Annotated in this window: 19 protein-coding genes; 10 read left to right on the top strand and 9 right to left on the bottom strand. The window is 66.3% G+C overall.

Going from position 1 to position 21,960, the window contains the following annotated elements:
• Positions 1–49: 49 nt before the first annotated feature.
• Positions 50–1,495 (bottom strand): TAXI family TRAP transporter solute-binding subunit, encoded by a 1,446-nt coding sequence (locus N2605_RS34145; RefSeq protein ID WP_225142344.1) that lies wholly within the window; start codon positions 1,493–1,495, stop codon positions 50–52.
• A gap of 152 nt (positions 1,496–1,647) precedes the next feature.
• Here N2605_RS34145 and N2605_RS34140 point away from each other — a divergent pair, with 152 nt between their 5' ends.
• Both N2605_RS34140 and N2605_RS34135 read left to right on the top strand, forming a co-directional pair.
• Positions 1,648–1,938, top strand: a complete 291-nt coding sequence (locus N2605_RS34140) for a 4a-hydroxytetrahydrobiopterin dehydratase (protein WP_260345129.1) — start codon at positions 1,648–1,650, stop codon at positions 1,936–1,938.
• Positions 1,939–2,052: 114 nt separating this feature from the next.
• Entirely contained in the window at positions 2,053–2,439 is a 387-nt protein-coding gene (locus N2605_RS34135; RefSeq protein ID WP_036024189.1) for a YkvA family protein, read from the top strand.
• A gap of 192 nt (positions 2,440–2,631) precedes the next feature.
• Here the strand turns inward: N2605_RS34135 and N2605_RS34130 are convergent, their stop codons facing one another.
• Complete coding sequence (locus N2605_RS34130; RefSeq protein WP_260345128.1) at positions 2,632–3,606, bottom strand: NADPH:quinone oxidoreductase family protein; 975 nt, start codon at positions 3,604–3,606, stop codon at positions 2,632–2,634.
• Positions 3,607–3,860: 254 nt separating this feature from the next.
• Here N2605_RS34130 and N2605_RS34125 point away from each other — a divergent pair, with 254 nt between their 5' ends.
• From N2605_RS34125 to N2605_RS34095, 7 genes are all read left to right on the top strand, one after another.
• Positions 3,861–4,700: an SDR family oxidoreductase gene (locus N2605_RS34125; protein ID WP_225127902.1), complete on the top strand. Its 840-nt coding sequence runs from the start codon at positions 3,861–3,863 to the stop codon at positions 4,698–4,700.
• A 116-nt stretch (positions 4,701–4,816) separates the two neighbouring features.
• Entirely contained in the window at positions 4,817–5,485 is a 669-nt protein-coding gene (locus N2605_RS34120; protein WP_036002810.1) for an invasion associated locus B family protein, read from the top strand.
• Positions 5,486–5,672: 187 nt separating this feature from the next.
• On the top strand, positions 5,673–6,875 hold the full coding sequence (gene rlmN, locus N2605_RS34115) for a dual-specificity RNA methyltransferase RlmN (protein ID WP_036024187.1): 1,203 nt from the start codon (positions 5,673–5,675) through the stop codon (positions 6,873–6,875).
• Between the two features lie 163 nt (positions 6,876–7,038).
• A complete protein-coding gene (locus N2605_RS34110) occupies positions 7,039–7,533 on the top strand; it encodes a hypothetical protein (RefSeq protein ID WP_225172100.1) in 495 nt (164 codons plus the stop codon).
• Positions 7,534–7,590: 57 nt separating this feature from the next.
• Complete coding sequence (locus tag N2605_RS34105; RefSeq protein WP_036002803.1) at positions 7,591–8,367, top strand: phosphatase PAP2 family protein; 777 nt, start codon at positions 7,591–7,593, stop codon at positions 8,365–8,367.
• Positions 8,368–8,458: 91 nt separating this feature from the next.
• Entirely contained in the window at positions 8,459–9,796 is a 1,338-nt protein-coding gene (gene argG, locus N2605_RS34100; protein WP_036002800.1) for an argininosuccinate synthase, read from the top strand.
• A gap of 113 nt (positions 9,797–9,909) precedes the next feature.
• Entirely contained in the window at positions 9,910–11,667 is a 1,758-nt protein-coding gene (locus N2605_RS34095) for an alkaline phosphatase (RefSeq protein ID WP_260345125.1), read from the top strand.
• Between the two features lie 92 nt (positions 11,668–11,759).
• Here the strand turns inward: N2605_RS34095 and N2605_RS34090 are convergent, their stop codons facing one another.
• Positions 11,760–12,380, bottom strand: a complete 621-nt coding sequence (locus N2605_RS34090) for a TetR/AcrR family transcriptional regulator (protein ID WP_260345124.1) — start codon at positions 12,378–12,380, stop codon at positions 11,760–11,762.
• A gap of 230 nt (positions 12,381–12,610) precedes the next feature.
• Here N2605_RS34090 and N2605_RS34085 point away from each other — a divergent pair, with 230 nt between their 5' ends.
• A complete protein-coding gene (locus N2605_RS34085; protein WP_260345123.1) occupies positions 12,611–13,567 on the top strand; it encodes a homocysteine S-methyltransferase family protein in 957 nt (318 codons plus the stop codon).
• Positions 13,568–13,617: 50 nt separating this feature from the next.
• Here N2605_RS34085 and N2605_RS34080 read toward each other — a convergent pair whose 3' ends face one another.
• The 6 genes from N2605_RS34080 to N2605_RS34055 form a co-directional block, all read right to left on the bottom strand.
• Entirely contained in the window at positions 13,618–15,843 is a 2,226-nt protein-coding gene (locus N2605_RS34080) for an OmpA family protein (protein ID WP_260345121.1), read from the bottom strand.
• A 184-nt stretch (positions 15,844–16,027) separates the two neighbouring features.
• Positions 16,028–16,270 (bottom strand): hypothetical protein, encoded by a 243-nt coding sequence (locus tag N2605_RS34075; RefSeq protein ID WP_036002774.1) that lies wholly within the window; start codon positions 16,268–16,270, stop codon positions 16,028–16,030.
• An 83-nt stretch (positions 16,271–16,353) separates the two neighbouring features.
• Complete coding sequence (locus N2605_RS34070) at positions 16,354–16,737, bottom strand: VOC family protein (RefSeq protein WP_260345120.1); 384 nt, start codon at positions 16,735–16,737, stop codon at positions 16,354–16,356.
• 25 nt (positions 16,738–16,762) lie between these two features.
• Positions 16,763–17,587 carry an FkbM family methyltransferase gene (locus tag N2605_RS34065; RefSeq protein ID WP_225114865.1) on the bottom strand — a complete coding sequence of 275 codons (825 nt, stop codon included), beginning with the start codon at positions 17,585–17,587 and terminating at the stop codon, positions 16,763–16,765.
• Positions 17,588–17,750: 163 nt separating this feature from the next.
• Positions 17,751–19,706 carry an ABC transporter ATP-binding protein/permease gene (locus tag N2605_RS34060; protein ID WP_260345119.1) on the bottom strand — a complete coding sequence of 652 codons (1,956 nt, stop codon included), beginning with the start codon at positions 19,704–19,706 and terminating at the stop codon, positions 17,751–17,753.
• A gap of 54 nt (positions 19,707–19,760) precedes the next feature.
• Positions 19,761–21,905 (bottom strand): hybrid sensor histidine kinase/response regulator, encoded by a 2,145-nt coding sequence (locus N2605_RS34055; protein ID WP_260345118.1) that lies wholly within the window; start codon positions 21,903–21,905, stop codon positions 19,761–19,763.
• Positions 21,906–21,960 lie beyond the last annotated feature (55 nt).

Below are 21,960 nucleotides of genomic sequence, written 5' to 3'. Positions count from 1 at the left end.
TGGGAGCTATATTGAGACAATGTGACGCAGCAATAACGCGCGCGGGCGCTCACGCGTTGCCGGCGGCCCGGAACTGCGCGCTGGCACGTTGCAGGTTCGGCGGCAGGCTGAACAGCACAGCCTTGCGGTCGGCGACGGCGGCGTGGAATTGGTCGAGTGCGATGTTGAAGGCGGTGAGCGCGGCTTCCTCGATGGCGCCGTGATCGAAGCAGCGCAGCGTGTCGCGCAGGATCTCGTCGGCCTCGGTCTGCATCTGGTCCAGCTCTTCGGTCGTCTCGCACTTGCGTGCCGCGGCGATCATGTCGAGCAGGCGTTCGCGCTGGTGATTGTTGTTGTCGCGCTCGTCCTTCTTCAGATAACCGGCGAACCAGGCGCCGACCGAGCCCATGGCCGAGAGCGCCATCAGGCTCCACCAGATGTAATCGCTGTACTTGTCGAGGAAGGTCTTCTCCTCGCCGTCGACGAAAGCGGCCGCACCCGGATGCACCGGGATCACTGCATCCTTGTCGGTGTCAGGCGTCTCGATCTTCGCCGCCAGCGGGAATTCCGTCACCAGTTGCTGGCGCACGGCGAAGAGCTGGCGCGTGAACGCTGCGATGTCGGCCTCGGACACGCCTTTGCGCGCTACGATGTGGTGCGCGAAGCTGATGGTCTTGACCTCGTCCTCGGGCCGGTCGGGCGAGCCGCCGTAGGTGCCGGCGGGGATCTCGCCCGCTTCATAGACTGGATGATTTTGCGCGATCGCATCGGCGGAATCGATGGCGAGGAAGGTTGGCGTGCCGCCCTCCCTGACCGATGCCGAGATCGCGTCCGCCGTGATCTTGCTGTTGACCGGGCCTGCCGCGAGGTAGACGTCGGCCTTCTGCGCCTTGATCGCCTCGGCAACTTCATTGACGGGAAATTGCACGATCTCGACCTTGGCCGGGTCGACGCCGTATTGGTGCAGGATCACCTTGAGCAGATTGACGTTGGCCTGGGTGCGGCCGACGACCCCGACGCGATGGCCGGCGAGCTGCGCGATCTTGGTGATCTTCGCGCCCTTCTTCTTTCCTTTGGCGGGCACGGACCACAGCACCACGACGTTCTTGCGGAGGGTCGCGACAGCCTGCGCGTTCTTCGGCACGTCGAGATCGCCGCGCACGATGGCGAGATCGACCTTGCCTTCCGCGAGCGCATTGGCACTGGCGGTCGCGCCGTCGGTCTGGATCGGGCGCAGCCGCACATAGCTCTTGTGCTGCGCGAAGCCTTGCGTCAGCGCCTGCACGACCTTGACGTCGTCGCTGTTGGCGGGGCCGACCGCGATTCTGAGCGTCACGGGACGCATCGCGAAGTAATAGCCGCCGGCGACCACGCCGACGATCGCAAGCAGGAACGCAAGAGACACGAGCGCCGTCTTCCGCGCCGCGGATCGCGGCGAAGGCGGAGGGGGCGTTTCGGCCAGGTCCAATCCCCCGGTCATCGGTCTCCCAAAGAGGCGCTTCAGGCTCGGTTTCATCTTGGCCGGCGATTTACGCCCGCAATTGTAGCAAATTTCTTGTCCGGCGGGGTTACATCTCCGTCATGGTTAGCGGATGCAGGAAATCCCGTATGAACCGGGGCGCCGGGGCGGTGTTAGAGTAAAGTTCCCCCTAGAGGACGGAGACGACCATGGCAGAACGGCTCTCGGCGGAGGCGCGCAGGCAGGCGCTGGGCGGACTATCCGGCTGGACTGACGTCCAAAGCCGCGACGCCATCGGGAAAACCTTTGTCTTCAAGGATTTCAACGAGGCGTTCGGCTTCATGACCCGCGCCGCGCTGGTCGCCGAGAAGATGGATCACCACCCCGAATGGCGCAACGTCTACAAGACGGTGGAGGTGGTGCTGTCGACCCATGACGCCGGCGGCGTCACCGCGCGCGACATGGCGCTCGCCAAGGCGATGAACGCCATCGCAGGCTGACACCAAGCAGACGTCTTGAAGCAGACGTCTTGCAGAGACCGGCTGCATCCCCATCTTGTGATCAGCCGGGATCGGGCGGTCCTCCGCCTCCCGCAGAACGGGGAGCATTTGAGCATGGCTGCCGAGCACAGCGTTGGCTTCGAGCCGGCCGATCGGCTTGCGGAAGATCGCGAGAGCGTGCGCCGCCGCTTCTGGCGCAAGCTGAAGCGGGTCGCTGCGCATCTGCCGTTCGCGGAGGATCTACTTGCCGCCTATTACTGCGCGTTCGACCGGCAGACGCCGCGTCACGTCCAGGCTTCGCTGCTCGGTGCAATCGCCTATTTCGTCCTGCCGTTCGATTTCGTCGCGGACGTGATGCCCATGCTCGGCTTCGCCGATGACGCCGCCGTGCTCGCCACCGCCATCCGCATGGTTGCCGGCCACATCACGAACGAGCATCGCGAGGCCGCCCGCGCCGTGCTGAGGCGCGGCGTAGATGAGGCGGACGTCGAGGCAGCGTAACAGTTTCGCCACGCCTTCCGCTGTCATTCCCCGCGAAGGCGGGGAATCCAGTACGCCGCGGCCTCCCGGTTCAATCGCTGACGTCACGGAGTACTGGATCGCCCGCCCCTGTGCGCAATTGCGCACTAGGCGGGCGATGACAGTGAGTGTGTGGTGTGCAGGTCGCGACAAACGCGTTTCCGTCTCGCATCCTCACGGATGCAAGATCACCTTGCCCATGGCCTGACGTCCCGCCAACACCTTCAACGCATCGGCCGTCTGCGCCAGCGGGAAGGTGCGGTCGACATGCGATGAGATCTTGCCTTCCGCGGTCCACTTCACCAGCTTCTCGAGATTGGCGCGGTTCTTGGCCGGGTTGAGCCGGGTCCAGGCGCCCCAGAACACGCCGCGGATGTCGCAGCCCTTCAGGAGCGCGAGGTTCAGCGGCATCTTGGGAATGTCGCCGGCGGCAAAGCCGATGACGAGGAAGCGGCCTTCCCATGCGATCGAGCGCAGCGCCTGTTCGGCGTAAGCACCACCAACGGGATCGAAGATGATGTCGACGCCCTTGCCGCCGGTGAGCTTGCGCAGGCCTTCCTTCAGATCTTCCTTGGCATAGTTCAGCGTCAGCTCGGCGCCGTGCGCCTTGGCGAATTCGAGCTTCTCGTCCGACGAGGCGCAGGCGATGACTTTCAAGCCCATCAGCTTGCCGAGCTCGCAGGCCGCAAGGCCGGTGCCGCCGGCCGCGCCCAGCACAGCGAGCGTCTCGCCCGGCTTGGGGCTGGCGCGATCTTCCAGCGCATGCAGCGCGGTGCCGTAGATGATGATGATGCCTGCCGCGCGGTCGCAGTCGAGATTGTCGGGGATCTTCACGATCGATGCCGCCGGCAGCGCGATCTTCTCGCGTGCGCCGTTGTGGCCGCAGGAGGCGACCACGCGATCGCCGACCTTGAGATCAGTGACACCAGCGCCGATGCTCTCGATCACGCCCGCAACTTCCGCGGCCGGCGAGAACGGGAACGGCGGCTTGATCTGGTACTTGCCCTGGATCATCAGGATGTCGAAGAAATTCAGCGCCGCCGCCTTGATCGCGATCACGGCTTCGCCGGGCCCCGCCACCGGATCCGGCACCTCAGTCAGGACGAGGTCGTCGGGCTGGCAATATTGCGAGCAGAGGATGGCTTTCATGGCGGCACCTTGAGGGCGTTTCGGGTGGAATTATAGTTTGGCCGTTTCTGCCGGATTTAGGCAGTGGCGACAATCCGGATTCTTTGTCTGGGGTCAGCGACGGCCTATCCTCCGTCGTTGCGAGCGCAGCGAAGCAATCCAGAGTCCGTCCTGCGGAATAGTCTGAATTGCTTCGCGAAGCCCGTCATCGGGCCGCGCTTCGCGCGGACCCGGTGGCTCGCAATGACGAAATCCGCGGAGAAAGGATTCAAACGATGTTTGAAACAAGCCTGCTGAAGAACAAGCGCATCCTCATTACCGGGGGTGGTTCGGGTCTCGGCGCTGCGATGGGGCGTCGCTTCCTCGCGCTCGGCGCCGAGCTCGTGATCTGCGGCCGCAAGCTCGAGCGGCTCGAGGCGACGGCGCGCGAGATGCGCGACGAGATCGGCGGCACGGTCATCACCATCGCCTGCGATATCCGCGACGGTGCGGCGGTCGACGGCATGATGGATGCGATCTGGCGCGAGGCGCCGCTCGACATCCTCGTCAACAATGCCGCTGCCACCTTCATCGCACAGAGCGAGCATCTCTCCTTCCGCGCCGCGGACGCGATCCTGGCGCCGACACTGCATGGCGCGATGTATTGCACGCTCGCCGCCGGCAGGCGCTGGATCGAGGCTAACCATCGCGGCGTCGTGCTGTCGATCCTCTCGACCTCCACCATTACCGGCCGCGCCTTCACCGTTCCCTCGGCGATGGCGAAATCCGCACTGCTGGCGATGACCAGGAGTCTTGCGGTGGAATGGGGCCCGAAGGGCATCCGGACCGTGGCGATCGCGCCGGGCCCGTTTCCGACCGCAGGGGCCACCGGGCAGCTCCGTCCCGAAGGCCGCGACGAAGGCTGGACCTCGCGCAATCCGCTCGGCCGCACCGGCGAGCACGGCGAGCTCGCCGATCTCGCCAGCTTCCTGGTCTCGGATCACGCCGCCTACATCAATGGCGAGATGGTGGTGATCGACGGTGGCGCGCATCTGCGCAGTTCCGGCGCCGAGGATTTGCTCGGCTGGACCGAGGCGCAATGGGCCGCGCAACGCGCCGCCCGATCCAGGGCCTAGCCGCCGAAGATACCGCTAACTGCCTTCCCAAATTGAACTTTCCCGGCTATCCCTGCCCGGGGACAAAGCGCGCTCGGGCCATCTTCCAGTCACAATATTGAGGGAACCAACGCGGCATGTGGCGGGTGCTGATTTTAGCTTTGATGACTGGCGTGGCGGCCGGGGGAATCGCCGTGTCTGCGCGGGCGCAGACGGCGCAACCGACGCCCAAGTCCAGTCCAGCTCCAAAAGAGGCGGCACCGAAGCCGGCGGCGCCGCCGGCCAACACCAACGCAAAGGCGGCCCCGAAGCCCGAGAGCAAGCCGGCGGCCCCGGCTGCGGCCGTTGCGGGGGGCGCGGAGCCGACCCTGATCGGGCAGTTCGGCACCTGGGGTGCCTATTCGGCGACGCCGAACGGCAAGAAGGTCTGCTTCGCGCTGGCCAAGCCGTCATCGTCGAAGACCAATCCGCCGAACCGGCCGCGCGATCCCGCCTATGCCTTCGTCTCGACCCGGCCGGCCGAGAAGGTCAACAACGAAGTCTCGGTCATGATCGGCTATGCGCTGAAGCCGGGCTCGGAATCGACCGCCGAGGTCGGCGGCGCCTCCTTCGCCATGTACACGCAGGGGGACGGGCTCTGGATCAAGAACGCGGCCGAGGAGGAGCGGATGGTCGAAGCCATGCGCAAATCCGCCGATCTCGTCGTCAAAGGCGTCTCGGCCAAGGGGACCGAGACGACCGACACCTTCTCGCTGAAGGGCCTCGCCCAGGCGCTCGACAAGATCGCGCAGGATTGCCGGCGTTAAGACTGCGGGCGATAAGGTCGCAATCGGCGGTTCCGGTTGTTATATAGGGGCCGTTCCAGATTTCTTCGTCATTCCGGGGCGCGCACAGCACGAACCCGGAATCTCCGAGGTTCCGGGTCTGGTCCTCAGGGTCGCTTCGCGATCTCTTCGGACCATCCCGGAACGACCAAGCCATTAGGTCCATTCAATGCAACCGACGACCGAGCCGCACAACGGCCTCCTGGTGGAGAAGACCCCGCTCGAAACCTATGTGCCGCCGGCCAAGCCGTCGCTGATCGGCCTGTCGCGCACCGAGCTTGCCGATCGGCTCGGCGAGATCGGTGTCGCGCCGGCCCAGCGCAAGATGCGGGTGCAGCAGCTGTGGCACTGGATCTATTTCCGCGGCGCCCAGAGCTTCGACGAGATGAGCTCGATCTCCAAGGGCATCCGCGCCGAGCTCGCCCAGCATTTCACCGTGGACCGGCCGGAAGTCGTGGCCGAGCAGATCTCCAACGACGGCACCCGCAAATGGCTGTTGCGCCTGCCGAGCGGCGATAATGTTCAGAAGGCGCATGAAGTCGAATGCGTCTACATCCCCGAGACCGACCGCGGCACGCTCTGCGTTTCCTCGCAGGTCGGCTGCACGCTCAATTGCGCCTTCTGCCACACCGGCACCCAGCGCCTGGTGCGCAACCTCACCGCCGGCGAGATCGTCGGCCAGGTGATGGTCGCGCGCGACCGTCTCAACGACTGGGCCGATCGCGAGGACGGCACGCGCCGCGTCACCAACATCGTGATGATGGGCATGGGCGAGCCGCTCTACAATTTCGACGCGGTGCGCGATGCGCTTCTGATCGTCGGCGACAACGAAGGCATCGGCATCTCCCGCCGCCGCATCACGCTGTCGACCTCGGGCGTGGTGCCGAACATCGTGCGGGCCGGCGAGGAGATCGGCGTCATGCTCGCGATCTCGCTGCACGCGGTGCGCGACGAGCTGCGCAACGAGCTGGTGCCGCTCAACCGCAAATATCCGATCAAGGAGCTGCTGCAGGCCTGCCGCGACTATCCCGGCGCATCGAACGCGCGCCGCATCACCTTCGAATATGTGATGCTCAAGGGCGTCAACGATTCGCTCGACGATGCAAAACTGCTGGTAAAGATGCTCAAGGGCATTCCGGCCAAGATCAACCTGATCCCGTTCAATCCCTGGCCCGGCACCGCCTATGAATGCTCCGACTGGGACCAGATCGAAAAGTTCTCCGAATATATCTTCAACGCCGGCTATTCCTCGCCGGTGCGCACCCCGCGCGGCCGCGACATCCTCGCCGCCTGCGGCCAGCTCAAGTCGGAGACGGAAAAGCTCTCGGCGCGCGAGCGCCAGGCGCTGCGCGCCATGGCGATGACGGATTAGGTCGGGATGCCCACGCTCCCGCCTCCTCGTCATTGCGAGCGCAGCGAAGCAATCCAGAATATCTCCGCGGCCTCAGTCTGGATTGCTTCGTCGCATCAGCGCAAAATTGCTGCGCAATTTTGTCGCGAGCTCCTTGCAATGACGGCGAGGTGATTTTGACGTCATGTCCCTGATCGGCCGCCTCGTCGTCATCTTCATCGGCTTCCTCGCCGCCTGCTTTGTCGGCGGCATGATCGTCGTCGTCGCGCTGCTGTTTCCGGAATTCGCCGATCTGGGCGCCGGTCCGGTCGACCAGGGCACGATCGACATCCTGCTCGGCTTCGGCTTCATCTTCGTGTCCGGCTTTGCGCTGGTGCCGGCGGCGGTGATCGTCGCGATCACCGAAGCGCTCTATATCCGCAGTGCGATCGCCTATGCCGTCGGCGGCGGCCTTGTCGGGCTCGCCTGCTATCTCGGCCTCGTCCCGTTCCATTCCGACACGTTGCAGTTTGAGGGCATCGTCCGGCGTCACCTGGAGATCATGACGGGCGCGGGCATTGTTGCCGGCTTCGTCTACTGGCTGATCGCCGGCCGTAACGCCGGCGCCTGGCGCATCCCGCCGCCCCCGCGGAAACCACCGCCGCCATTGCCGGCGAATTCAAGGCCGGGCCCGCGGTGAGTTTCCTACCCTCCCTTGGGGTTTCCATCCCCGCCCCACTCCGCTAAACCGCGCGCCATGAACAGGACTGGACTCTTCATCGCCCTGGCGCTGTGGCTCGTGATCGGCGTCGTCTTCGGCCTCTATCCCGAGCTCGACCTCAAGCTCGCTTCGCTATTCTTCGACGCGGAGACCAAGACGTTTCCGCTCAAGCTGAACGGGTGGGCCGGCTTTGCGCGCGATGCGGCGATGTGGATCGCCTGGGCCTTCGCCCTTCCCTCGATCGTCGCGCTCGTGGTCAAGATGATCCGGCCCGACCGGCCGCTGATGGTGCCGGGGCGTACGGTCATCTTCCTGCTGGTGACGATGACCATGTCGGCCGGTATTTTGACCAACCTGACGTTCAAGAATTATTGGGGCCGTCCGCGTCCGGTGGTGGTGACCGAGTTTGCCGGCGATCAGCAATTCGTGCCGTGGTGGGATCCGCGCGGCACTTGCGGGCGCAATTGCTCGTTCTTCTCCGGCGAAGGCGCGACGGCGTTCTGGACGCTGGCGCCGGCCGCGCTGGCGCCGCCGGCGTGGCGGCCGCTCGCCTATGCCGCCGCCGTGGTGTTCGGCGCCTTGACCAGCGCCCTGCGCATGGCCTTCGGCGGGCACTTTTTCACCGACGTTTCGATCGCGGGCCTCGTCACCTTCGTCGTGATCTGGTTCGCCTACGCGCTGATCTATCGCTGGCCGCGCACGCGGTTCTCGGACGAAGCGGTGGATGCCGCCCTGACCCGGCTGAACATGCCCGCTTACCGGCTCCGCCAGCGCCTGTTCGGCCGCAAGACCGGCCCCGAGCCCTCGGTTTGAGCCATTAAAGGGGTGCCGAGCCCCGCGAAATTTGATATTCGCGCGGTCGAACGCACCCATCACATCAGCTTGAGACCCGATTGGAAGCCCCATGACCACGATCCTGAAAAGCCTGCCCAAGGGTGAGAAAGTCGGCATCGCTTTTTCGGGCGGCCTCGACACCTCTGCGGCGCTGCTCTGGATGAAGCAGAAGGGGGCGCGCTGCTACGCCTACACCGCCAATCTCGGTCAGCCGGATGAAGCCGACTACAACGAGATCCCGCGCAAGGCGATGGAGTTCGGCGCCGAGAACGCGCGCCTCGTGGATTGCCGCACGCAGCTGGTCCACGAGGGCATCGCCGCGATCCAGTCCGGCGCCTTCCACATCTCGACCGGCGGCATCACCTATTTCAACACCACGCCGCTCGGCCGCGCCGTCACCGGCACGATGCTGGTCGCAGCGATGAAGGAAGACGGTGTCAACATCTGGGGCGACGGCTCGACCTTCAAGGGCAACGACATCGAGCGCTTCTACCGCTACGGCCTGCTCACCAATCCCGGCCTGAAGATCTACAAGCCCTGGCTCGACCAGCAGTTCATCGACGAGCTCGGCGGCCGCGCCGAGATGTCGGCATTCATGACCGCGCAAGGCTTCGCCTACAAGATGAGCGCGGAGAAGGCGTATTCGACCGACAGCAATCTGCTCGGCGCCACCCATGAGGCAAAGGATCTCGAGAGCCTCGACAGCGGCATCAAGATCGTCACCCCGATCATGGGCGTGCCGTTCTGGCGCGACGACTGCGCCGTCAAGGCCGAGAAGGTCGTGGTGCGTTTCGAGGAAGGGCAGCCGACCGCGCTGAACGGCCAGACCTTCTCCGATCCGGTCTCGCTGTTCCTCGAGGCCAACGCGATCGGCGGTCGTCACGGCCTCGGCATGAGCGACCAGATCGAGAACCGCATCATCGAGGCCAAGAGCCGGGGCATCTATGAGGCGCCCGGCATGGCGCTGCTGCACATCGCCTATGAGCGCCTCGTCACCGGCATCCACAACGAGGACACGATCGAACAGTACCGGATCAGCGGCATGCGCTTGGGGCGCCTGCTCTATCAGGGCCGCTGGTTCGATTCGCAGGCGTTGATGCTCCGCGAGACCGCACAGCGCTGGGTCGCCCGCGCCGTCACCGGCGAAGTCACGCTCGAGCTGCGCCGCGGCAACGATTATTCGATCCTCAACACCGAGAGCCCCAACCTTACCTATGCGCCGGAGCGGCTGAGCATGGAGAAGGTGGAGGACGCCGCCTTCACGCCGGCCGACCGCATCGGCCAGCTCACCATGCGCAACCTCGACATCGCCGACACCCGCACCAAGCTCGGTCTCTATTCGAAGACCGGCCTGTTGTCGGGCAGCGAAGGCTCGCAGATCTTCCGGCTCGAGAGCGACAAGGGCTGAGGCTTTCCGGAGCCGGATTGCGCTTCGCTCCATCCGGGCACCGAGCTTAATGACGCTGTCATTCTCGACCGCTACGCTTCCACTGTTGGAAACGGGATTGCGGAGCATCGCACATGGTCAGGGGATCGGCACTCGCCTCTCTCATTGTTCTCTGTTGGGCATCATCATCGTCGGCGCAGACGATCTATCCGATCGATCGCGCCGAGATCCTGGCCGGAGCCAAGTTCGACTTCAAGGTCGAGCTCCCGGGGCTGGTCGATCCCGCCAAGTTGAAGGTGACGGTGAACGGCGCGGATTACGCGGCCGCGTTCGGCCGCTCCGGAACCTTCGTCGAGCGCGAGGACGGCAAGGAGCAGTCGGCCCTGGTCCTGCGCGACGTCACGCTGACCAAGCCGGGTAGCGTCGCCGTGGAGGTGAGCGACGGCACGCGCCAGCGCAGCGTCACCTGGACGGTCTACGACACCGGCCCGCGCAAGGCGAAGAACGTCATCCTGTTCATCGGCGATGGCATGTCGCCGGCGCATCGGGTCGCCGCGCGAATCCTGTCCAAGGGCATTTCGGAAGGCAAGAGCCGCGGCAAGCTCGCCATCGACGACATGCCCCATATGGCCCTGGTGGCAACCGCCGGCTCGGACTCGATCATCACGGATTCCGCGAACTCGGCGAGCGCCTATGCGACCGGGCACAAGAGCGCCGTCAATGCCCTCGGCGTCTACGCTGACCGCAGCGCAAGCCCGCTCGACGATCCCAAGGTCGAAACCATCACCAGCCTCGCCAAAAGACGGCTCGGCATGGCGATCGGTGTCGTCACCAATACCGAGATCGAAGACGCGACGCCGGCGGCGATGGTCGCGCACACCCGCCGCCGCGCCGCCTATGACGACATCGTCGAGCAGTTCTTCGCGGCAAAGCCGGATGTGATGATGGGCGGCGGCAGTGCGAATTTTCTGCCGAAGTCGGCTGCCGGCTCCAAGCGCAAGGACGAGACCGACTACATCGCGAAGTTTCGCGATGCCGGCTATCAGCTGGCGACCACCGCGGGCGAGCTCAGCGCCTCCGCCGCCAAGCAGGAGACGAGCAAGCTGCTCGGCCTGTTCGCCACCGGCAACATGGACGGCGCGCTCGACCGCAAATTCCTGAAAGGAGGCGGCGTCAAGAAATTCCCCGAGCAGCCTGATCTGACCGAGCAGGTGCAGGCGGCGTTGAAAATCCTCTCGAAGAACGAAGCCGGCTTCTTCCTAATGGTCGAATCCGGAATGATCGACAAATACGCGCATTTGCTCGACATGGAGCGCGCGGTCTACGACACGATCATGCTCGACAACGCGGTGCGTCAGACGCGCGAATGGGCGCGCGCACGCGGCGACGACACCCTCATCCTGGTGCTGGCCGATCACAATCACCCCAACAGCCTGGTCGGCACAGTGAATGACGACATGGCCACCGTGCCCAACGTTCCCTTACGCGAGCGCGTCGGGGTTTACGACAAGGCCGGATTTCCGAACTATCCGGCCCCAGACGCGGAAGGCTACCCGTCACGCATCGACGTGAGCCGCCGGCTTGCCATCTTCTCGGCGAGCCTGCCCGATCATTACGAGACGTTCCGTCCGAAGCTCGACAATCCCAACGAGCCGACCGTCAAGGCCGGCGACGACGGCACCTTCAAGGCCAACGACAAATACAAGGAGGTCCTGGGCGCGGTGCTGCGCCCCGGCAATCTGTCGTCGCTGGTCGGCGCCAGCGTGCATTCGGGCGAGGACGTCATTGTCACGGCGGCGGGCCCGGGGAGCGAGCGCGTGCACGGCTCGATGGACAATACCGAAGTGTTCCGTGTCATGGCCGATGCGCTGGGATTGGCTGCGCGAGAATGATGGGGGCGACTGCCAACCTGGGCCCAATCACATTCCTGCCGCAGGCGAGCGCGGCAGGCCGGGCCGCCCTGGTCCGCTCACGTTCCATCAATTCACGACGAGTGAGGCGGCGTGAAGACCAGCTTCACGCAGCTGCGGAAGAGCAGGATCTGTCGCTCCAGCCGCTTCGAGTCGTTGAGCGTCTTCGACATGATGATTGCGCCGTCGACGACGCACGAGATCATCTCCGCGAGATCGTCGAGATCGATCGGCTCGCGGGGCGGATAGATGGCGGCGATGCCGTCGAGAATCTCGCGGAAGTGCGCATTCCAGCTCCGGACCGATTGCGCGGTTAGATCGCGAACATCGCGGTCGAACAGGCGCTCCTGATAGCAGATGCTGGCGATCAGGCAGCCGGGATGGCCGTTCGGCAGATCGGCCATGACTTCGGCGAGTAGTTTCAGCGAGATCAGGAACGACTGCAGCGGGTCGTCGGAGAGCTCACGTCCGCGCCTGAAGATCTCGTCGAACAGGCGGTCATTCGTATCCACGTACCGGCGCAGCATCTCCCGTGCGAGCGCGTTCTTGTCCCTGAAGTGATAGAAGAAGCCGCTCTTGGTCAGTCCGGCCTCGGCAATGACCTCCTCGATCGAGGTGGCGCCGAAGCCCTTTGCGAGCACCGCCGCTTCCGCGATCTCGAGAATGCGCTCGCGCGTCGCTTCGCCCTTTCCCATTGATGTCTCCAGAACTGTACCGACGGTGCGGAAATTGACCCTCGGGGCCAAGGCCCACTCCGCGTGACTCGTGCAAATCATTGATTTGTCTCCGCTTGCGGGTGGAAGTTCAGCCGCACAACGGGGCTTCTAGAGCGACGCGACATTATGCGGCATCAAATGCCGCGACCGAACGCGGGCGTAGCGCGACCGAGTGAAGAGAGCGGCACGTCCAAATGATGGAGCGATCAATGGCCAGATACAGACATGGTCTGCCGCAGCGCGGCGGCGGCATTTTCCTGACCGATGGCGGCATGGAAACAACTCTCATCTTTCAGCACGGGCTGGAGCTGCCCCACTTTGCGGCATTCGTGCTGCTCGACAGCGCGGATGGCCGCGCGCATTTGAGGCAGTACTACGAAGCCTACCTGCGTATCGCGCGGCAGCATGGGCTCGGCTTTGTTCTCGACAGTCCGACCTGGCGCGCCAACCCTGATTGGGGCGCCAAGCTCGGCTATGATGCCGCCAGGCTCGAGGCCATCAACATGCGCGCCATCCGCTTCCTCGACGAATTCCGCGGCGCTTGGGAGTTGCCCGGCATGCCTTGCGTCATCAACGGCGCGATCGGTCCGCGAGGCGACGGCTACAAGGCCGGCAACATGGACGCGGCGGAGGCGGAAGCCTACCACTCAGGCCAGATCGCGGCCTTCGCCGAGGCGGGCGCCGACATGGTGACTGCATTCACGCTGAACAGCATCAACGAAGCGGTGGGCGTGGTCCGTGCAGCCAAGAGGCAGGACATTCCGGTCGCCATCTCTTTCACGGTCGAAACCGATGGCCGCCTCGTCCGGGGAGAGTCGCTGCGCGAGGCGATCGAGGCGGTCGACGACGCAACTGAACGTGCCTGTGAATACTTCCTGATCAATTGCGCGCACCCAACTCACTTCGAGAGTGCACTCGCCGCAGGCGAGGCGTGGGTGCAGCGCATCCACGGCATCAGAGCCAATGCATCGGCCAAGAGCCATGCCGAGCTCGACGAATCGGAGGCGCTGGACAGTGGTGATCCCCAAGATCTCGGCCGCCGCTACCATTTGCTCAGGCGCGCATTCCCCGGCATGCGCATTCTCGGCGGCTGTTGCGGCACCGATCACCGGCATGTTGCCGCCGTTTGCGAGGCATGCCTGCCGTCGGAAGCAATGACGGCGTGACAAGAAAAATGGCCGGGATCGCTCCCGGCCATTGTCTTCTTGCGAAGGTCTTACTGGCGCGGCGGAGGCGCCGCGTTGGCCTGGTCGCCGTTGAGCAACGGCGTGATGCGACGGACGGTGACGCGCCGGTTGATCAGGCTCGCGCCTTGCGTCTGCTCCTTCAGATACTGCTCGCCATAGCCCTGCGACGTCAGGTTCTCCGCGGGCACACTGAATTGCTGCGTCAGCAATTCGGCTGCGGCCTGCGCGCGGCGATCCGACAGCGACAGATTGTCGACCTCGTTGCCGACCGCATCGGTGTGGCCCTCGATCAGGAACACCTCCTGCGGGTTGGCCTGGAGCGCCTGGTTGATGCCGTCGGCGATCACTTGCAGCCGCGCCGCCTGATCCGGCGGAATGGTCCACGATCCGGTCTCGAAGTTGATCGTGTTGACGTCGATGCTCGGCATCTGCATGCGAACATTCGGGCTGTAGCGGATCTCGTCGAGCGAGTAGCGCCGGTCGATCCGCTGCACCGGCGGAGCCCGCATCGTTTCGTAGATCACCTGCGGCGGCGCCTCCTGGGCGTCGACGATGTAGCGATCGTAGGGAATGTTGACCACCGGCGGCGGCACGTCGACGTAGAAGCCGCCGACCGCCCGCGGATCGCGGTAGGTGTTGTCGATGATCACGATCTCGCGTCCGCGCGGGTCCCGGCGGATACGACGCAGCAGCGAGCCGTCCGGCCCGACCACGGTGATCACCTCGCTGCCGTCGGGACGGATCACGACGGTGCGGGTTTCGCCGCCGACGGTGTCGGTGCGGATGTCGCGGGCGCCATAGCGGAAGCGATAGAGATCGTTGCCGCGGACGTAAGCCTGCCCGCCCGGATCGCGGATGATGATGCGGTCCGGCTCGGTGTAGACGGTGCGGCCGCCTTCGACGACCTCGCGCCGCTGGTTATGGATATCGGCGATGGTGGCGCCGATCACGGCGCCGGCCACCACGCCCGCGCCGATCGCGAGCGGCGTCAGGTCACGCTGCTGCGGACGCGGCGGCGGCGGCAGGGGCGCGGCGACTGTCGGCGCGGCGCGGAAAGCCGGCGCGACCGTCGGCGGTCTGTATTGTGCCCGGTCGGGCGGCGGCGCTGCGGCCGGCGTGCCGGGCACCACGGTCGGAGCCGCGGCGCCGGCCGGAGGTGCCGGCGGCCGGGCGGGCGCACCAGCCTGCGGCGGCGCAGCCGGAGTCCCGGCGGCGGGCGCGCCGGCAGGAGGCGTTCCACCCTGCTGCCCCGGGGCTGGCGTCGCTGTCGGGGCCGGGGTTGCGCCGGGCGCGGGCGTTGCCGACCCCGGACGTCCGGGCGGCGGGGGTGGCGGCGTGCTGCCGGGCGCGGGCGTTGCCGTTGGAGCGGGCGTGGCGCCGGGTGCGGGTGATCCCGCCGGGGGCGGCGGCGCGCCAGGACGTACGCCGGGCGGAGGTGCGCCGGGGCGACCAGCCGGCGCTGCGCCGGGCGTGCTGCCGGGAGCCGGCGTTGCGGTTGGCGCAGGTGGCGTCGTCGGTGCCGGGGTCGCCGTTGGAGCCGGCGTGACTGCCGGCGCAGGCGCGCCGGGGCGGGCCGGGGGCGCGGCTGTCGGAGCAGGCGGTGTTGCCGTGGGCGCAGGCGCGGGAGTCGGCCGAGCCGGCGGAGCCGCTGCGGGAGGGGGCGGCGGCGGGGGCGGGGTCGGACGAGCGGCAGGCGGTGGTGTAGTCGGGGCCTGCTGCTGCGGCGCCGCCGCAGGGGGCGGTGCGGGCTGCGTGGGAGCCGGGCGTGCGGCAGGCGGCGGCGGGGCAGCGGGACGCGCGGCCGGAGGCGGCGGTGTCGGGGCTTGCTGCTGCGGGGCCGCGGCCGGAGGCGGCGAAGGCTGCTTCGGAGCAGCAGGCGCCGGCGGGGGCGGCGGAGGCGCCGGACGGGCTGCAGGGGGAGGCGGCGGCGGAGGTGCCGGGCGGGCCGCAGGGGGAGGCGGAGGCGGTGGCGGCGCTGCCGGGCGCGGCGGTGCTGCGGCCGGCGGAGGAGCTGCAGGCGGCTGGGGCGGTGCAGCCGCCGGCGGCGGAGCCGCGGGGCGTGCGGGTGCTGCAGGCGGCGCCGCGCCTGGCGGTCCCTTCGGCGGCTGCTTCGGTCTTCCGTCAGGGCCCGCGTCCTGCGGCTGGGCCTGAGCGACGACGAACGGCGCAGCGTCTTGCGCATGCGATGCGGTGTTGGCCAATTGCATCGCGGTCAGAGCCGTCGTCGCAAGCAGCACGAAACGAAGGTTGGTCATGTGGTGAACTTCCCCGGAAGGTTCTTTGTCGAAGTGTCGGGATGAACGGCTAAGCGTTAGGCCGCATTGTGGCGGGCGATGCAACTGCGACCCGATTTATTTCTGCACGCAAATCATCTCACTATGGCAACGTTCATTGCGCATTCAGACGCTGGTGGCAATCGCCTGACATTGCTTCGCTGCTTCACGCGTGATCGCGCGGCGGAATCGCATCCGTCGCAGGATTGGGCGTGAGCGGCCCGTTCGGTCCGCGCGATGGGATCTCCTCAGGCATGCGGCCCGGCAATTCGTCGGGCCGCGGCGGCGAGCCGGGCTCGCGCACCGGCGGCGTGATTTCGGGCTGCGGATTGCCGGGCGGGATTCCGGGCGGCGGCTCAGTCGGCGTACCGGGCGTCGACGGCGGAATCTCGGGCGGTTCAATCGGCATCGGCATCATCGGGATCGTTGTCCAGAGAACAACAACGAAGGTGCAGCACCGATGTTCCGCGTCACATCGCTTCGAAGACCGGATTACGGCGTGTGGCAGACCGCTTCGATGTTGTGGCCGTCGGGGTCGAGCACGAAGGCGCCGTAATAGTTCGCGTGATAATGCGGGCGGATGCCGGGCGGGCCGTTGTCGCGGCCGCCGGCCGCCATCGCCGCTTTGTAGAACGCATCGACTGTGGTGCGATCCTTGGCGTGGATGGCGACATGCACCGGCTTGTTCATCGCGCCCTCGCCCCCGATCCAGAAATCGGGCTTGCCGTCGGCACCGAAGCCTGCAGCCGCAGCGTGTCCGGTCTGCTCGGCCGTGACCTCCATGATCAGGCTGTAGCCGAGCGGCGCCAGTGCCTTCGCATAGAACGCCTTGGCGCGCTCATAGTCGGAGACGGAGAATCCCAGATGATCGATCATCGCAACCTCCCTTGTTCGTAACCCGTCAGCGAGACAAAAACGTATTGCTTCGTGTCTTGCGTGCGATCGTAAAGCCGCGCCCGACCATGTCGGCAATACAATCCTGCTGCCATTCGTTTTGTGACAGATGCTCGATCACCACCGCGCGCGGCCACAGCATTTGCGGCGCGTCGCGGAAGAAGCCGATCAGCACGCGGTCCTCAAAGCCCTCGACGTCGATCTTCAGCGAATCGACTTGGCCGACGCCGGCCTCCTCCAGAATGCGCACCAGGCGCAGCGACGGCACCTTGATGGCCTCGGCACTGGCCGTGCCGGTGACGACGTGGGTGGCGCCGAGGTTGCCGCCGCCGCTCTCGATCATCAGCTCGCCGTCGCGCTCGCCCGCGGCGGCCTGCACCAGGCGCACCTGCGGCGTCTTCGATGCGGCGTGGTTGAACGAGAGCCGTCCGAAGGTCAGCGGATGCGGCTCGATCGCCACCACTTGTCCGGATGGCCCGACCTGCCGCGCCATCACCAGTGCGAAAGTGCCGACATTGGCGCCGACATCGACGAACGTGCCGCCCGCAGGGGTGTGCTGGCGCAGGAAGTCGAGCTCGTCGAGATTGTAGTCGGGATTGAACAGCGCGCCGCGCTCGGTCGCGCTGCCCTGGTGATGGAAGCGGAACGAGGCGCCCTGATATTGCACGTCGACCGGGCCGCTGCGCAGCAGGTTGACCAGCCGCGACATCCACGGCCGGAACGCGCCGCGCTTCAGCCCCGACCGTTGAGCGAGGCGGATGATCGCAGCCTGCGCCGCATTGGGCGCAAACGCACCGAACGGCGCGGGCGAAGGGGCATTGTCGGACGTCAAGCAGCAGATCCTCGTTGCAGGCGGCGCATGCATAACCGGTTTTGACGAGGACTCCAACGCTCGATCACAGTCCGGTAGCCCGGATGGAGCGCAGCGTAATCCGGGATTCTTGCCGCGCGGATGGACCTTCCCGGATTGCGCTACGCTCCATCCGGGCTACGGATCACGCCGCCTTCTTTGGCGCCTTGCGCTGCCGCAAGAACCGCCCCAGCAGCCGGCGCCGGCCCTTGCGCGGAATCAGGTCGATATCGCTGACGAGCTTGGCGCCGCCCTTGCGCCGCTCCAGCACGATCTTGCGGCTGTGGAAAGCCTCCAGCTCGGCGCGATGCGCGACGCTGACGATGGTCGCCTTCGGCAGCGCCTCGGTGATCATCTGCATCATCTTGTCCTGGCTCTTCTCGTCGAGCGCCGAGGTCGCCTCATCGAGCACGACGATGTCGGGGTTGTGCAGGAGCAGCCGCGCAAAGGCGAGGCGCTGCTTCTCGCCGCCCGACAAGGTCTGGTCCCACGGTGCCTCCTCCTCGATCTTCTCCTTGAGATGATCGAGGCCGACCTTGTGCAGGGCTGCGCCGATCTCGTCCAAAGTCCAGTGGTCGGCCGCGCCGGGATAGGCGACCGCCCGCCGCAAGGAGCCGGAGGGCACATAGGGCCGCTGCGGCAGCATGAACAGCCGGCGATCGGCATGGAAATTCACGCTGCCGCCGCCCCACGGCCACAGCCCGGCGATGGCGCGCACCAGCGTGCTCTTGCCGGTGCCGGATTCGCCGGCGACCAGCAGCCGCTCGCCGGGCTCGATCACCACCTCGGTCTCGCCGACCACGGCCGTGCCGTCGTCGAGCGTGACCGAGAGATCCTTCAGCTCCAGCATGGCCTCGTTGCTGGTTTCGCCGCGCTTGATGCGGCCGAGGCCGTCGCCCTGCTCGGCGCGCTCGAGGCCGTCGAGCGACATCATCAGCGAGGCGATGCGGCGTGCACAGGCGTTCCAGTCGGCGAGCCGCGGATAATTGTCGACCAGCCAGCCGAACGCGCTCTGCACGATGGTGAAGGCGGACGCGGCCTGCATCACCTGGCCCAGCGTCATGCTGCCGTCGAGGAATTTTGGCGCGCAGAGCAGAAGCGGCACGACCGGCGCAACGAGGCTCGATCCTTGCGACACCAGCGTGGTGCGCATGTGCTGGCCGGCAAGGCGCGCCCATTGCCGCAGCACGCTCGTGAAGTTGCGATCGATGCCGTCGCGCTCCTCCTCCTCGCCGCCGAGCAGGGCGATGCTCTCGCCGTTCTCGCGCACGCGCGTCAGGGTGTAGCGGAACTCGGCTTCGGCCTGGTTCTTGCCCTCGGAGACCTGCACGAAGCGCCGGCCGATCACCACGATCGATCCGGATGCGATCGCGGCGTACAGCATCGCGGCGATCACGAGGAAGCCGGGAATGGTCACCGACGAACCGCCGAGCGTGACGGTAAGTGCCCCGCCGATGGTCCAGAGCACGACGATGAAGGTCGCGGCCGACAGCAGCGCCGACGTCACGCCGGCGAGGAAGTCGACGGGGGAGTCGGTCGCAATCCGCAAATCCTCCGCGATTCGGTATTCGGGATTTTTGTGATCGCCGCCGACAAGGTTGAGCTGATAGTAGCGCCCGTTTTTGAGCCACCGTGTCAGCACGCTCGCCGTCAGCCAGGCGCGCCAGCGTCGCTGGATGCCCATGCGCGCGAACACCTGCACGACTGCGAGCACGATGCTGCCGATCGCGAGCGGGAAGAACATCGCGGTGAGATGGAAGACGCTCGCCGCATCGCGCTTCTCGATGGCATCGAAGATCGCGCGATTCCAGACATTGATGCCGTATTGGAAGCCGACGGTCAGCACGATCAGCAGGCCGAGACCAACCGAGAACGGCCAGGCGAGGCGGTCGCCGTTGCGGCCCCAGAAGCCGCGGGCGCTGATCCAGAACCGTGTCAGCAGATAATCCTTGCGGACCTGCTCGGCTGCCTCGGGTGACAATTGGGGGTCGGGTTCGACCAGTTCGGGCGGCGGCGGTGTCACTTCGTCGCCGTTCTCGCCCTGGATGTCGATGATGGGCGGCTTCTTGCCCTTTTCACGCGTCGCGGCCGGCTTGTACATGAGCGGACAACGCCAAGGGAACTCGGCCGGTTCCCACGAGAGTTCCGCGTGCCCCTATTCGGCGGCGCCGTTCCTGACGCGCCGGATCCGCGCCGCCCGATGCAGAACGCGCGACAATTCCTCGATCGTATAAGGCTTTTGCACGAGGTCGCAGCCGCCTGTACCCTCCTGCGACAGGGCCTGGCTGTAGCCGGTGGTCAGCACGACCGGCACGCCGAGGCTGCGCTCGCGGATCGCCTGCGCCAGATCGAGCCCGGTCATGCCGGGCATCACCACGTCCGAGAACACGACATCGAAGCGGTCGGCATCCACGACGAGCTCGGCGAGCGCGTCGGCCGCGTTGTCGACCAGCGTGATGCTGTAGCCGAGCTCAGTGAGCCCGTCGGCGGCGAAGTTGGCCAGCTCGATATTGTCCTCGACCACCAGCACCGACATGCCGCTGCCGGCCACCGCCGGCGCCGTGTTGGGCGCTTGGCGTTGCGGCAGCAGGCCCGGCGGCACGCGCGGCAGATAGAGCGAGAAGGTGCTGCCGTGCCCCACCTCGCTCGCCACGGTCACCTCGCCGCCGGACTGCCGGGCGAATCCGAACACCTGGGACAGGCCGAGGCCGGTGCCGCGGCCGACCTGCTTGGTGGTGAAGAACGGCTCGAAGATGCGCCCGAGCCGCGCGGCGGGAATGCCGACGCCGGTGTCGCTGACGGTGACGCGGACGAAGCCGTGGTCTGGGCTGGCCGAAAGCTGCACCAGCGCGTGCGGAACGGTCGTCGTGGCCTCGACCTTGAAAACGATTCGCCCCTGGCCTTGCATGGCATCGCGCGCATTGGTCGCCATGTTGATCAGCGCCGTCTCGAACTGACTGGCATCGGCATTGACGAGGCACGGCTCCGCCGGCAGCTGCATGACGATCTCGATCGCGGGGCCCAGTAGCGTGGCGAGCATGTCGTGGAGCGACTGCACCCGTGCGCCGACGTCGAACACCTCCGGCTTGAGGGTCTGGCGCCGCGCAAAGGCGAGCAATTGCGAAGTCAGCTTGGCCGCACGCGCCACCGAATCGGCAATGGCCGTGATGTAGCGTTGTCGCCGCTCCTCCGTCAGCTGCGGACGGTTCAAGAGATCGACCGAAGCACGGATCACCGTCAGGAGGTTGTTGAAGTCGTGCGCGACGCCGCCGGTGAGCTGGCCGAGCGCTTCCAGCCGCTGGCTGTGCTTGAGCGCCTCCTCGGCCTCGCGCCGCTTTGCAGCTTCGGCCTGAAGGTGCTGGGTACGCCGCAGAGCGAGCACCAGCAGCAGGAACAGCAGCGCGGTGGCGGGAATGCCGAACACCAGATGCTGGCCGATGGTGGCGAGCCAGCGTGCGCGGATCGCAGAGGTCTCCAATCCGGCGCTGACATAGATCGGATATTCGGCGACGCGCCGGTAGGCGATGCGCCGCTCGATACCGTCCGAGGGCCAGGCGACCGTGATGAGGCCGTGCACGGGCTGGGTCGCGATCTTCTGGCCCACCGGTCCGGTCGGATCGAGCCGAAGCTCGTGGTCGAGCCGGGGAAAATGCGCGAGCATTGCGCCGTCGGTGCGCCCCATCGCGAAGAAGTTGCCGGGATCGGTGCCGATCCTGGCATAGAAGCTTTCGAAATATTCCGGCAACACGGAGGCCTGGATCACGCCGATGAAGCGACCGTCGTCGGACTCGCGGCGGCGGCTGACGCCGAAGAATCGGGCGCCCTGATAGGGCGGTCGTGGCGTCAGCGCCGTGCCGATGAACGTGCCGATGCTCTGGTCCACATGGGAATAGAAGTAATCGCGGTCGGCAAAGCTCAGGTCCGGCGGCGGCGAGACGAGGCTGTTGACCAGCGCCTTTCCGTTCGCGTCGAAGATCCAGGCCGATTTGAGCTGCGGCAGCGAATCGGTCAGCCGCTTCAGCCGGCGATGCAGCGTCGGCTCACGCTCGCGGATGATGCCGTCGGGCAGACCGCGCACGACCTCGTTGAGCTCGGCGAGGCTGCGGTCGATGGTCTCGAAGACCTTGAGCGCGTGCTCATGGGCGACATCGACCGTGCGCTCGATCTCGCGGTCGGCGGTATCGTTGGTCGATGTGTAGGAGATCGCGGCGGCGACGACGAACAGCCCAATCGGCAGCGCCAGGGATGCCGCCATCATCCACTGCAACAGCCTCAGCGAGTTGCGTTGCGCCCTCTGCACAGTCGCTCCGTCCCTGACGGGAGCTTAACTGAATCCCGCGCAAGGAAGGAAGCAG

This window comes from Bradyrhizobium yuanmingense (genome assembly GCF_025200905.1).
GTDB classification, from domain to species: Bacteria; Pseudomonadota; Alphaproteobacteria; order Rhizobiales; family Xanthobacteraceae; genus Bradyrhizobium; species Bradyrhizobium yuanmingense.
This window is presented reverse-complemented; position numbering and strand designations above follow the sequence as displayed.

Bases quoted from the DNA above. Each gene is read 5' to 3' on its own strand.
- N2605_RS34145 (WP_225142344.1), bottom strand. From the start codon at position 1,495: ATGAAACCGAGCCTGAAGCGCCTCTTTGGGAGACCGATGACCGGGGGA.
- N2605_RS34140 (WP_260345129.1), top strand. From the start codon at position 1,648: ATGGCAGAACGGCTCTCGGCGGAGGCGCGCAGGCAGGCGCTGGGCGGA.
- N2605_RS34135 (WP_036024189.1), top strand. From the start codon at position 2,053: ATGGCTGCCGAGCACAGCGTTGGCTTCGAGCCGGCCGATCGGCTTGCG.
- N2605_RS34130 (WP_260345128.1), bottom strand. From the start codon at position 3,606: ATGAAAGCCATCCTCTGCTCGCAATATTGCCAGCCCGACGACCTCGTC.
- N2605_RS34125 (WP_225127902.1), top strand. From the start codon at position 3,861: ATGTTTGAAACAAGCCTGCTGAAGAACAAGCGCATCCTCATTACCGGG.
- N2605_RS34120 (WP_036002810.1), top strand. From the start codon at position 4,817: ATGTGGCGGGTGCTGATTTTAGCTTTGATGACTGGCGTGGCGGCCGGG.
- rlmN (WP_036024187.1), top strand. From the start codon at position 5,673: ATGCAACCGACGACCGAGCCGCACAACGGCCTCCTGGTGGAGAAGACC.
- N2605_RS34110 (WP_225172100.1), top strand. From the start codon at position 7,039: ATGTCCCTGATCGGCCGCCTCGTCGTCATCTTCATCGGCTTCCTCGCC.
- N2605_RS34105 (WP_036002803.1), top strand. From the start codon at position 7,591: ATGAACAGGACTGGACTCTTCATCGCCCTGGCGCTGTGGCTCGTGATC.
- argG (WP_036002800.1), top strand. From the start codon at position 8,459: ATGACCACGATCCTGAAAAGCCTGCCCAAGGGTGAGAAAGTCGGCATC.
- N2605_RS34095 (WP_260345125.1), top strand. From the start codon at position 9,910: ATGGTCAGGGGATCGGCACTCGCCTCTCTCATTGTTCTCTGTTGGGCA.
- N2605_RS34090 (WP_260345124.1), bottom strand. From the start codon at position 12,380: ATGGGAAAGGGCGAAGCGACGCGCGAGCGCATTCTCGAGATCGCGGAA.
- N2605_RS34085 (WP_260345123.1), top strand. From the start codon at position 12,611: ATGGCCAGATACAGACATGGTCTGCCGCAGCGCGGCGGCGGCATTTTC.
- N2605_RS34080 (WP_260345121.1), bottom strand. From the start codon at position 15,843: ATGACCAACCTTCGTTTCGTGCTGCTTGCGACGACGGCTCTGACCGCG.
- N2605_RS34075 (WP_036002774.1), bottom strand. From the start codon at position 16,270: ATGCCGATTGAACCGCCCGAGATTCCGCCGTCGACGCCCGGTACGCCG.
- N2605_RS34070 (WP_260345120.1), bottom strand. From the start codon at position 16,737: ATGATCGATCATCTGGGATTCTCCGTCTCCGACTATGAGCGCGCCAAG.
- N2605_RS34060 (WP_260345119.1), bottom strand. From the start codon at position 19,706: ATGTACAAGCCGGCCGCGACGCGTGAAAAGGGCAAGAAGCCGCCCATC.